An 11,544-nucleotide genomic window follows, 5' to 3' on the forward strand; every position below is an offset into this window, starting at 1 on the left:
GAACAAAGATATTGGAGAAAGTAAAGAGGCGTCATTTTATGAAAAGCGTCCTTCTTTTGCTCGGTATTAGTGGAACAACCCCTTTTCTAAGCGGTTGTTGGGATCGAACAGAAATCACTGATTTGGCGATTGTCACAGCAGCCGCCATCGATAAGAAGGATAATAATCAAATCGAACTATCCGTCCAAGTCTTTATTCCAAGTTCAATAAGTAGTGGAGGCGGAGGTCAAGGAGGAGGAGCCAGTCAAGGAGGAGGTGCGGTTACGACATTGGTGAGATATGAAAAAGGCTCCAATATTTCAGATGCATTGTCTAAGCTTCAAAGCAAGCTTCCGCGAAAAGTATTTTTGGGGACATTGTAAAGTATTTGTATTCGGTGAAAAGTTAGCGAAGGAAGGAATTCAAGAGCAGCTGGATTTTTTGCTGCGCCATCCGCAGCCAAGAGAGAAAGCAAATGTGTATGTCAGCAAAGGGGAAGCAAAGCCTATCCTTGAATCTTTGCCACCCCTGGAAAACTATTCAGGGGAAGTGCTTAGAGAACTATCTGATTTACATATCGGGATGCTGGTCACAATGCAGGATTTAGATGAAATGTTAACGGGTATACCTCAAGCGGCCGCACTTCCATTCGTTAAAATTTTACCACCAGGGAAAGGGCAAACGAAATTACAGGGAATTCCTTACATTGTCGGGACAGTCGTGTTCAAAAAAGATAAAATGACTGGGATGATGACGGAAAAAGAAACAAGAGGGCTATTGTGGTTAAGGGATGAAGTGGAATCATATACCGTGACCATAAAACCCAAAGGGGTGAAAGGGAAGATATCTTTAAGTCCAGTGTCAGCCAAAGTCAAGATCATTCCGCAAATTATCAATGGAAAATGGAAATTATTGGTGAGGGTAAATACAGATGGATCTGTTATACAAAATGGAACGAATTTAAACCTTTCAAATCCTAAGTCTCTAAAAGCTGCAGAACGAGCATATCAAAAAGATATAGAAAAACGCATCGAGATGGCTTTTCTGCATACTCAGGATAAGAAAGCGGACATTTTAGGGTTAGGTAAAGATTTCTATAGGAAATATCCTAAACAGTTTAATAAGGTCGATAACCACTGGGATGAGATATTCGCGGAAATGGAAGTGGAAGTCGATGTTGCGGCCCATATTCGAAGACAGGGCTATATAAACAAACCGGCGGGTTTGTCTGAGAAAGAGGTGAAGGACAAGTGAGATGGGGGGCCTTTATGTGTACAACCGTGATTGTAACTCTAATCATTTTGTTTGAATGGCCGAAAATGAAACAAAACCCTAAAAAAGATAAAATGGCATTTCTTACACTGCTCCTCACTGGCCTGGTTCTGTCCATGTTCAATCTCCCACAGATGTCAGGACCCACTCAATGGATCGAAGCTTTTTTCAGGCCATTTGGAGAGTTTATGGAAAAGTGAGTCCATTAGTGGGTGTTGCGTGATTAAATTCATTCTTTTAAAGAAAGGAGGAAGGAGGAAGCAGATGGAGAAAGGGAAAATTTCATCATTACAGATGGCATTCATGTTGTATCCGACGATTGTGGCAACGGCTATTATCGGGGTTCCCAGCATCACAGCGAAATATGCCAAAACTGATTTATGGCTGTCCCCCATTTTTGCTGCGCTCATAGGATATCTGACGGTGTATATCGCTTATAAACTGCACCAACTTTATCCAAAACAAACGGTGATCCAATTCACTGAAAAGATCATTGGTCGGATTCCGGGGAAAATTTTCGGTTTTTTACTCTTGTTTTTTTATATCCAGAACACGGGGCTAATCCTTAGAAGCTACGCAGAATTTATTGTCGGCTCTTTTCTGGTACGTACCCCGATTAGTGTGATCATGACATCGATGGTGCTTCTGTGTGCGTTCATCGTACGAGGGGGAATAGAAGTGTTGGGGCGAGCTGCTGAATTGTTTGTACCTGTTTTCATTTTTCCAATCTTTATCTTAATCCTCTTGCTGATTCCTGATCTTGAATTCAAGAATATATTCCCGGTATTGGCGGATGGTATAATGCCCCCAATCAAGGGTGCGATTGTACCGGGGGGATGGTTCAGCGAGTTTTTCCTGATCATTTTTCTTCTTCCTTTTTTGGCAGATATGAAAAAAGGGATGAAATCCGGGATGATGTCTGTGTTTGCCGTAATGATGACGTTAATTGTGGTGAATCTTACGGTTCTTTTTGTACTCGGGTCAACCACATCCACAAAGCTTTACCCGTTGATGAATGCATCTCGATACATCAGTTTTGCCGACTTTTTTGAACATGTAGAATCCGCCGCCATGGCGGTATGGATAGTAGGGGCGTTTGTGAAAATTTCGGTTTTTTATTATGCATCTGCTTTAGGTACAGCGCAGTGGCTGAATCTCTCCGACTATCGTCCTGTTGTATGGCCGATAGGGATTTTAATTGTCATATTCAGTTTGTGGTCGTTGCCTAGCTCTGTGGATGTCAGTCGTAATGATATCAACGTCTTCCCTATACAAGGTATTTTGATGCAAACGATTATTCCTCTGTTATTGTTGGTGATTGCTGTTGTAAGGAAAAGAAATCGTAAAGAAACCGAAACCAGCTGACTGGGCATTTTTTAAATATCCTATCGATAAAGTGCTATCTATGTTCGTACTCGCGCAGAGGACAGGACCAACTGAATGGATTGCATCTCTTTTATTAGCCGTTTGAAGAGTTTATGAAAAAGTAAATCTATCAGTGGGTTGCGTTATTTCAAATTTACATACTATCACAGAAGGGAGGAAGATGATGGAGAAAGGTAAAATTTCATCTCTACAGATGGCTTTCATGATGTATCCGACGATTGTGGCAACGGCTATTCTCGGTGTTCCAAGCATCACAGCGAAATATGCCAAAACTGATTTATGGCTGTCCCCCATTTTGGCGTCTCTCATCGGGTATGCGACAGTGTATATCGCTTGTAAACTGCACAAACTTTATCCGAAACAAACGGTTATCCAATTCAGTGAACAGATCATTGGTCGGATTCCGGGGAAAATTCTCGGTTTTTTATTCTTGTTTTTTTATATCCCGATCACAGGACAAATCCTAAGAAGTTACGGAGAATTTATTGTCGACTCTTTTCTGGTCAAAACCCCGATTAGCGTGATCATGGCATCGATGGTACTCCTCTGTGCCTTTATCGTACGCGGAGGGATAGAGGTGTTGGGGAGAGCTGCCCAACTGTTGGTTCCTGTTTTCATCTTTCCAATCTTCCTTTTAATCGTCTTGCTGGGCCCTGATCTTGAATTTAAGAATATATTCCCGATATTGGGGAATGGAATTATGCCTCCAATCAAGGGTTCGATTGTACCGGGTGGATGGTTCAGCGAGTTTTTTCTGATGATTTTTCTCATCCCTTTTTTAACCGATATGAAAAAAGGGATGAAATACGGGATGATGTCTGTTTTTGCCGTGATGATGACGTTAATTGTGGTGAATCTTTTGGTTCTTTTTGTACTCGGATCAACAACATCCACAAAGAATTATCCCTTGATGAATGTATCTCGGTACATCAGTTTGGCCGACTTTTTTGAACATTTGGAGTCCGCCATCATGGCCGTATGGATAGTAGGAGCGTTTGTCAAGATTTCTGTTTTTTATTATGCCGCTGCTATAGGTACCGCGCAGTGGCTGAATCTCTCCGACTATCGTCCTGTTGTATGGCCGATAGGGATTTTGATTGTAGAATTCAGCTTTTGGTCGTATCCTAGCGCTATGGATGTCAGTCGATATGATATCATCGCCTTCCCTTTTCATGGAATTTTGATGCAAACGTTGATTCCTCTGTTATTGTTGGTGATAGCTGTTGGTAAAAGAAATAGACAGAGAAAGAGAAAGGGAAGCAATTCAAGCTAACCTTTTCTCACTTGGTTTAAAAGAATTGAAAAAGTTTGGGCATGAAAGTAGGTAAAAGGAGTTCTATCTTTAATGTTAAAACAAAGTTGATTGTAACGGAAGGTGCGAGACTCCTGCGGGAAAACGCGTCCAAGGGAGACCCCGTTGGCGCAAAGGCGCCCGGAGAGAAGCAACATTCAATTTAAACACACCTCAAAAGCCAACTCAATTACTATCGAGTTTGTCTACAGTCTGCAACCATTCCTTTTTCGAATGGTTTTTTTTGTTGAGAAAAAATAGAAAAGCTTAAGATCATCAGATGGATTTTGCAGAAAGTTAAAAATAATTAACAATTCTTTTTCAAACCGTTTTGAGGTTTGTCCCGTTATCTATAGTACAAAGGTTTTTTTAGAAGGGAGAGAAGAAAGACGTGAAAAAGGTCATTTTTGTTGGGTGGATATCATTGATGGTAGTCTTGTTAGGATTTTCAACGGAAATGGGTTCGAAACGGGGGCAAGCTGTCAACGATGTCGTAAAAGTATACGGTCCAGGTGGCCCTCTTGGACCTATCAAGGAAGCAGCGTATCAATTTACTAAAGAAACGGGAATTAAAGTTGAAGTAACAGCGGGACCCGAAGAAAAATGGATTGATCAAGCCAAACAGGATGCGGATATCATTTATGGAGGGTCCGAGTATATGCTAACTGATTTTATGCATAAACATCCGGAAGTTCTTAATGAAAAAAACCGTACAGAATTGTATACACGGTCGGCTGGAATTCTGGTTAGAAAAGGAAATCCAAAGAATATACAGTCATTGGAGGATTTAACGAAGAAGGGCGTAAAGATTGTGGATGTTAATGGAGCCGGGCAACTGGGGCTATGGGAAGATTTGGCTGGAAGAAAAGGATTGATTCCTGGAATTAGCAGGAATATTGACATTTCAGTGAAATCCAGTGCAGAAGCTATTGATCTATGGAAGGCGAATCCTACATTAGATGCCTGGGTTACCTATGAATCCTGGCATTACCGTCTGGCGGATGTGACGGACCTGGTTCAACTCCCTGAGGAAGACAAGCTCTATAGAGGAACCCCAGTAAGCATAACAAGTAAGAGTGAAAACAAGAAAAAGGCAAAACAATTCATTGATTATCTTAAAACGGAAGAATCCCATCAAGTATTTCAAAAATGGGGATGGAAGTAAATTTACGAGGAGTGAGAGTATATGAAAAAGTGGATGGTATTTTCAGTTTTTATGATGGTCCTAGTTTTGGCGGCATGCGGAAATGAAGCTAATGATTCAACACATAATGATCAAGTGGTTGGTGGAACAGCCGATGAAAAGGCAGTAACCCTAAAATTATTGGAAAGTGAAACAACAGGCGAATACTTGGCTGATTCCAAGGGAATGACACTCTATTTTTTCAAAAATGATAAATCTAAAAAAAGCAATTGCATGGGTGAATGTCTGGAAAAATGGCCGCCGTTCATGGAAAGCGATTTTGCTGTCCCTAAAGGATTTGAGAAAAAAGACTTTGGAACCATTAAAAGGGAAGATACAGGGGAAGAGCAGGTAACGTACAAAGGATTTCCACTCTACTATTTCGTAAATGATAAGGTAGCGGGAGATGTCAATGGTGAAGGTGTGAAAAATGTTTGGTATATTGTAAATAATGAGACGGTTTTTCCAAAATAAGAAAAAAGGGAACGACCACTGGGGGTCGTTCCTGTTATTCGTTTTCCAAATTTACTTGGTGAGGAGTTGCAGGTGCGATTGAAAGAAAAACCTGATAAGGAATTGATGGCATTAGTAATGAAAAAGCACCGTCCTGCTCTGGAAGAACTTTATGACCGGCATATTAAATTAATCTATGGTTTTATTTTTAAATTCACAAACGGAAATGCTGAAAAAACAAAAGAGATTGTGCAGTTGGTCTTTTTAAAGCTCTGGACCACAAAAAGCACTTATAATTCCGAAAAGGGGCACTTTATAAGCTGGCTTTTGACCGTTACAAGGAATGTGTGTGTGGATTATGTCCGTAAAGACAGTGTACATATTCGTAATAACAAACAAATGGACATGAGCCATCCAATTGACATGGAAGATCCGAATAATGATATAGAAAATGGGCTTTTATCCAGTGAAATTGCCAATGCAAAAAGTAAGTTAAGCAAGCCGCAAAAAAGACTGATTGATTTACTGTATTGGAAAGGGTATTCGCTAACGGAAATCGCCAAAATTGAAAACGAACCGATTGGTACCATCAAGAGCAGGCTTCATCAGTCGCTCAAACAGTTGAAAAAGTACTTGGAAGTAGGTGGTTTGTAAATGAATACAGAGTGCGCTAACCTGCTTTCATTTTTATCTGGTGAACTGGGAGAAAAAGAAAAAAAGGCATTCGCGGAACACTTAATTCAATGCTCTGAATGCACTAAGGATTATGAACAAATGACGGAAGCCTGGAATTCATTGAAATGGGATTTCGAAGAAATGGAACCTTCTTCTTCTCTGAAATCAGAGGTTATGAATTTTGTTTTTGAACCTAATGATCAAGTTCCGGTGCGCAAGGAAAAGAATTGGAGCAGTTTTTTCTTTAGGCAGTTTACCCCTGTAACTTCGGGTCTCTTGCTGGCAACACTAGTTTTTGCGTTTGTGCTGCTGTATTCCAATATTCAACTAAAAAAAGAACTTGCGGCCATCAATCTGCCAATGGAGGTTAAAACGTCACTATCTTTGCAGCCCGCTGATAAGACGGCTGCAAAGATGAATACGGATGGAGAAGCATACATTTTGCAGCAAGGTGAAGATAGGAGGTTAATCGTTCAGATTCAGAATTTGCCTAGCCTTAAAGAGTCCGAGGTGTATCAGGTGTGGTTGCTGAAAGATGGAAAACGGACAAATGCAGGAACTTTCAAGCCTGATGAAACCGGCACAGGATCGTTGACTTACAAACTGTCCATTAATGATCATTTCAATCAAATTGGCATCACAAGAGAACCGGATTCAAATAGTACAAAGCCGAGAGGCGAAAAAATAGTTGGATCATAAAAATAAGAGACTTTCCTGCGGGGAAGTTCTGCGTATGAAGGTCTTCAAGCCGAAATAGGTCTAACGATGGGAAAAAAAAATAAAGATCCTGAACAAAAAGAGCCCCTTCCTGAAAAGAAGCTATACAAAAGGGATTGTCTCAATTGTTCGAATAATGGTCATTAATAACAAAGTGTTCATTAAGAAGTGGATCTTCATTCCGATTCTAATGATACTATTAATAGTAATACAGATGATGTTCATTATGATTATGGAGGCAGCGATGAAATACGAGATTATCTTATTTGATGTTGATGATACATTGCTAGACTTTGGAATATCGGAAAAAAAGGCACTGCATGAAGCCTTTTTAGAGTACGGTTTGCCCACAGGGGTGAAGGATTATGTGGGATGCTATCAAGAAATCAGTGAGGTATTATGGAGAGATTTGGAGCAGGGGCTTATAGATTTAACAAATCTGGGAGTGGAAAGGTTCAAGCGGTTGTTCCTCAAGCATGGGCTTGATATCGAGGCGGATGCATTCAGCCGTGCGTATCTGGGATATTTGGGAAAGGAAATACACCTAATGCCAGGTGCTGTAGAGGTTTGCGAGAAGCTTGAAGGATGCCGGCTGGCTATTATAACAAATGGCTTCACGACAGTGCAGACAGCAAGAATCGGGGGTTCTCCCCTTAGCAATACTTTTGAAACTTTGATAGTTTCTCAAGAGGCTGGGTTTCAGAAGCCTGATAGAGGGATTTTTGATTATGCATTTTCCAAATTAAAGATTACAGATAAATCGAAAGCGTTGATAGTGGGAGACTCCTTGACATCAGATATACAGGGCGGATTGAATTATGGAATGGATACCTGCTGGTACAATCCCCAGCAAAAGGGTAATAATCTGGGAATCAAGCCCACCTATGAAATTCGGAAGCTGACTGATCTTTTGGAGATTGTTGGAAGTAAGGGAGTTTAGAGAGTTATCCACATTCTAAAAAACAGAGGCAGCTTGTCCAAGTGATAGGACGTGCAGCCTCTGTTATTATTTTAGCTAGGGATTTAGAATTAGTTCAAATCCAGATCTTGTGGTTTGAGTGTTCGATCCTTTACGATCCTTCTGCTGAAATACGGTGATAATATACAAAGCGCCAGGGAAATAGCGAGACCTGCCATCATGAATCCGCCAAATACCAAAGGGGATGGGCCATATGATTCAGCCATGGTGGTCCAGATGAGCGGACCGAAACCTGCAATGGCTGCTGCGACCTGATAACCGACGGATAATCCAGTATAACGGACCTTTGCTGGAAAGAGCTCCGAAAATAATGTTCCTTGTGTAGAAAAAATGGCTCCCCAGATGACGCCGAGCACAACTGCCTGCATAAAGTAGAACCAGCCGACCCCTTGCCCAATCATTGTGAAATATGGGATGGCCAAGACGAAAAGGAGAATCAGTCCTCCAAAATAGATGATTTTTCGATCGATAAAATCAGAAATGTAACCAATGACAGGAATGGTAATTAGCATTGTAGCACAGCCAATCGTTAACCCGGTAAGGGCTGAATCTTGTGAATAACCAAAATACATTGTAGTAAAGACAAGAACATAGGACATGATGAATACATTGAAGAACCCGTCGCCAATTTTTAGTCCGATCACTTGCAGCACACTTCTCCAATCGTGTTTCAACGTTTCAATAATGGGAACTTTCGCAAGATCACCGCTATCTTTCTGCTGCTGGAATTCAGGCGTTTCTTCAATGCCACTCCTTACCCAGATTGCCAATGCGATCAGTACACCGCTTAAAAGGAATGGAATCCGCCAACCCCAAGATAAAAATTGGGCATCGGTTGTCAAGGAACTGATAAGGGTTAGGCTGAACGAACCGGCAACCAAACCGATGGGGACCCCTAGTTGGGGAATGGATCCATATAACCCACGGACACCCTTTGGAGCAGATTCCGTTGCCAATAGGATGGCTCCACCCCATTCACCTCCCAAAGAAATTCCTTGAATCAACCTCAGCACCACCAAGATGGCTGGGGCGGCCAACCCTACCTGGGCATATGTGGGCAGAACACCGATGAGCATTGAACTCCCTCCCATACCAATAAGGGTGAACATGAGTGCAGCCTTCCGTCCGATGCGATCACCCATATGACCGAATAGGATACTTCCGATTGGACGGGCTGCGTAACCAGCCCCGAAAGTGACAAAGGCGAGAAGAAGTGAAATGGCAGGATCATGATTTGGGAAGAATAGAGTTGTAAAAACTAGGCCCGTTGCTGTACCGTATAAATAGAAATCATACCACTCAATAACGGAACCAGCTAAACTAGCGAAAAGAACTCGACTTTTTTTCATGGAAAATGCTCCTTTAATGCAAAGTTTTTCATCAAAATTGTTTTCAACAATAAATAAAGCCGAAATGAACAAAAATGATGGTTAATGAATATAAGTAAAAAAATGGATTATTTAGATTATTTTAGAGAGCTTATCCATATCGGTCAATATATTTCTGACTTTTCTGAAAAAAATGAAGCGAATAACTTAGCTCCCATCACCTGTAGTGGAATATAATTAATTCTAAAGTAATGGAAATAAACGATTCGACCATCTCGGATAAAATGACTTAAACGAAATGAAATGGAAAAGTTTCAACTATTTTTTATGTATAGAAGAGTGGCAAAGTGGAAATCATGTGGATAAGGAAATAAAAAAGAGGAAAGGATAAGTTTTTAATAAATAATAATAATCTCCAAGTTATTTAGTATAATAGAAAAAAGGTTAAGGAGTTGGTTTCGTATGGAGAAGCAATTGCCAGGAACATCGCTTGAACCTGAAGAGATGGCTGAAATGGTTTTGAAAAAGGCCCTTAGTGATTACCGGAAAGCACAAATCGAAAAAGAGATCGATAACTCATTAAAGAATCGGGATAAGGAAGAGTTCATACGTTTAACTGAAATATTGAAGGGCATTTCCTGAAATTTTATACACTGTGAACAAGACAAGTAGTTATGATATAGAAAGTACACCTAAAAGCCAGCACAGCTTGATAATATAAATATGATGAAGATGAAACTTTATTTATCTGGAACATTCTAAGTAAATAGCAATCTATGGTATTATAATATTTTACATTGTAAGCGCTTTCTTGTATAATCAAATAAAGAAACCGATGGAGAGAAGATATGTAAGTTCGCTAATGGCGGGATTCACAGGTATTAGTGGCTGAAAAGTTTATGCACCGGGATTAAAAACAAAAAGGGGGAAAAGATATGAAAAAGAATGGAGTGTCGTTAGTTGAATTTGTTCAGGAGGATCGATTCGAACTCAGCTCCTACATTACTTCTTTATTTAACAAACTGAATGACTATGTTCCCAAAAGTCTTAAAGATAAAAGGTGAATGACAATAAAAAATGGATCAGGAAGATCTGCATAACTTCTTGATTCATTTTTTATTTTGTTTTTGGGATCTAGAGTTTTAAGTAGCGCCCTTAAGTCAAAGTCTCAATAATTGACAATGAGAATCGTTATCGACTAATATGATTGATTATAAGTATATCGATTGGAGTTGTTCATATTGTTCGTTCAAATGAGAAAAACGGTGGTTAAGGAAGGTAATGCAGAACAAGTAGTAAAACGGTTCGGTGGGGAAGGGATCATAGAAAAGCAGGAAGGTTTCATCGATTTAAGTGTAATGGTGAAAAAAGTGAGACGCGGGGATGAAGAGGTCATCGTTATGATCAATTGGGAGTCGGAGGCGCATTGGAAGCAATGGGAAAAGAGTGAAGCCCATATCGCAGGCCATAAAGCAAACCTTGGGAAACCGAAACCTGAATATATCGTCAGTTCGGAAGGATCATTATATGAAGTGAAAGCTATTAAAAAGGCAGTGAAATAACAGACTATAAGCTACCTGTTTTAATTTCCTTACAATAGAAAAGATATTTCTTAAGTTACTGGGTGGAATATCCCATTTTTCAACTATCGAGGCGCATAGGGATGCGGAATGGTTGCCGTTCACATACAATAGCTTACCTTCACTAAAATTCAGGCTCCCATTATGGGTGCCTTTTTTTGTTGATGAACTCATCACGGATTAGGTTATATATTCCTATTCTGTTGATATAGTAAAATATCTTTTGTTTTTTTAGAATGGGACATTGATGGAAATGTGAAGAAAAGGGGAGAGCAGGAAGGTCGTTTATTATGTTTACATATATGAATTTATAAGGGATGTAGTTCTAAGGATAGCTGGATTTCCTATGATAAAGTTAATTACATTTATAAATAATAATATTCAAAAATAGTAGTTAATTTAAATAGGACCAAGACCGGCCTTAGCTGGGATGTCAATTACGACGAAGAGGTATTCTCCCAGGAAATGATATTAACTAAATATTGAAGCCCATTTCCATAGCCATCAATATATTGGAGTGCAAAGAAGAAAGAATATTATAAAAAATCCAAAAAAAAGTGTTTACAGGGAAAAAATTTCATTGTAGTATTTCCTTATAAAGTAAATGAAATCGATTTCATCCCAGAACGCGATTATCCAAGCTTTATTCAGAAATTGATGCGAATAGTGATGAACTATTTCATGTTTAAGGATGATTAGAT

The 11,544-nt window shown here is 39.9% G+C and carries 14 protein-coding genes; 13 read left to right on the forward strand and 1 reads right to left on the reverse strand.

Annotation, left to right across the window (positions count from 1 at the left end):
• The first annotated feature begins 11 nt into the window (after window positions 1-11).
• The 10 genes from ABIE66_RS04300 to ABIE66_RS04345 all read left to right on the forward strand — a co-directional run bounded on the left by ABIE66_RS04300 (window position 12) and on the right by ABIE66_RS04345 (window position 7,896).
• Window positions 12-362, forward strand: a complete 351-nt coding sequence (locus ABIE66_RS04300; RefSeq protein WP_370013956.1) for a Ger(x)C family spore germination protein — start codon at window positions 12-14, stop codon at window positions 360-362.
• On the forward strand, window positions 280-1,233 hold the full coding sequence (locus ABIE66_RS04305) for a Ger(x)C family spore germination protein (protein ID WP_370013957.1): 954 nt from the start codon (window positions 280-282) through the stop codon (window positions 1,231-1,233). Before ABIE66_RS04300 ends, ABIE66_RS04305 begins: the two co-directional genes overlap by 83 nt.
• Window positions 1,234-1,247: 14 nt before the next feature.
• Window positions 1,248-1,451, forward strand: a complete 204-nt coding sequence (locus tag ABIE66_RS04310; RefSeq protein WP_251435278.1) for a hypothetical protein — start codon at window positions 1,248-1,250, stop codon at window positions 1,449-1,451.
• Window positions 1,452-1,515: 64 nt separating this feature from the next.
• Window positions 1,516-2,616 (forward strand): GerAB/ArcD/ProY family transporter, encoded by a 1,101-nt coding sequence (locus ABIE66_RS04315; RefSeq protein ID WP_370013958.1) that lies wholly within the window; start codon window positions 1,516-1,518, stop codon window positions 2,614-2,616.
• A 184-nt stretch (window positions 2,617-2,800) separates the two neighbouring features.
• The gene (locus ABIE66_RS04320; protein WP_370013959.1) at window positions 2,801-3,910 is read left to right on the forward strand and encodes a GerAB/ArcD/ProY family transporter; all 1,110 of its coding nucleotides are present in this window, start codon (window positions 2,801-2,803) and stop codon (window positions 3,908-3,910) included.
• Window positions 3,911-4,319: 409 nt separating this feature from the next.
• Entirely contained in the window at window positions 4,320-5,093 is a 774-nt protein-coding gene (locus ABIE66_RS04325) for an extracellular solute-binding protein (protein ID WP_370013960.1), read from the forward strand.
• Window positions 5,094-5,114: 21 nt separating this feature from the next.
• Entirely contained in the window at window positions 5,115-5,585 is a 471-nt protein-coding gene (locus ABIE66_RS04330; RefSeq protein ID WP_370013961.1) for a COG4315 family predicted lipoprotein, read from the forward strand.
• 78 nt (window positions 5,586-5,663) lie between these two features.
• On the forward strand, window positions 5,664-6,218 hold the full coding sequence (locus tag ABIE66_RS04335; RefSeq protein ID WP_370013962.1) for an RNA polymerase sigma factor: 555 nt from the start codon (window positions 5,664-5,666) through the stop codon (window positions 6,216-6,218).
• Complete coding sequence (locus ABIE66_RS04340) at window positions 6,219-6,938, forward strand: anti-sigma factor domain-containing protein (RefSeq protein ID WP_370013963.1); 720 nt, start codon at window positions 6,219-6,221, stop codon at window positions 6,936-6,938.
• A 262-nt stretch (window positions 6,939-7,200) separates the two neighbouring features.
• Window positions 7,201-7,896 carry a YjjG family noncanonical pyrimidine nucleotidase gene (locus ABIE66_RS04345; RefSeq protein ID WP_370016976.1) on the forward strand — a complete coding sequence of 232 codons (696 nt, stop codon included), beginning with the start codon at window positions 7,201-7,203 and terminating at the stop codon, window positions 7,894-7,896.
• Window positions 7,897-7,985: 89 nt separating this feature from the next.
• On the opposite strand, the gene ABIE66_RS04350 is transcribed toward ABIE66_RS04345, so the two are convergent.
• On the reverse strand, window positions 7,986-9,284 hold the full coding sequence (locus ABIE66_RS04350; RefSeq protein ID WP_289323816.1) for an MFS transporter: 1,299 nt from the start codon (window positions 9,282-9,284) through the stop codon (window positions 7,986-7,988).
• 441 nt (window positions 9,285-9,725) lie between these two features.
• Between ABIE66_RS04350 and ABIE66_RS04355 the strand changes: the two genes are divergently transcribed.
• The 3 genes from ABIE66_RS04355 to ABIE66_RS04365 all read left to right on the forward strand — a co-directional run bounded on the left by ABIE66_RS04355 (window position 9,726) and on the right by ABIE66_RS04365 (window position 10,825).
• Window positions 9,726-9,905 (forward strand): IDEAL domain-containing protein, encoded by a 180-nt coding sequence (locus ABIE66_RS04355; protein WP_289323817.1) that lies wholly within the window; start codon window positions 9,726-9,728, stop codon window positions 9,903-9,905.
• Between the two features lie 293 nt (window positions 9,906-10,198).
• Complete coding sequence (locus tag ABIE66_RS04360; RefSeq protein ID WP_260359184.1) at window positions 10,199-10,327, forward strand: hypothetical protein; 129 nt, start codon at window positions 10,199-10,201, stop codon at window positions 10,325-10,327.
• Between the two features lie 177 nt (window positions 10,328-10,504).
• A complete protein-coding gene (locus ABIE66_RS04365; protein ID WP_370013964.1) occupies window positions 10,505-10,825 on the forward strand; it encodes an antibiotic biosynthesis monooxygenase in 321 nt (106 codons plus the stop codon).
• The last annotated feature ends 719 nt before the right edge of the window (window positions 10,826-11,544 follow it).

It is taken from the genome of Peribacillus sp. B2I2, assembly GCF_041261685.1.
In the GTDB taxonomy this organism is placed as follows: domain Bacteria; phylum Bacillota; class Bacilli; order Bacillales; family DSM-1321; genus Peribacillus.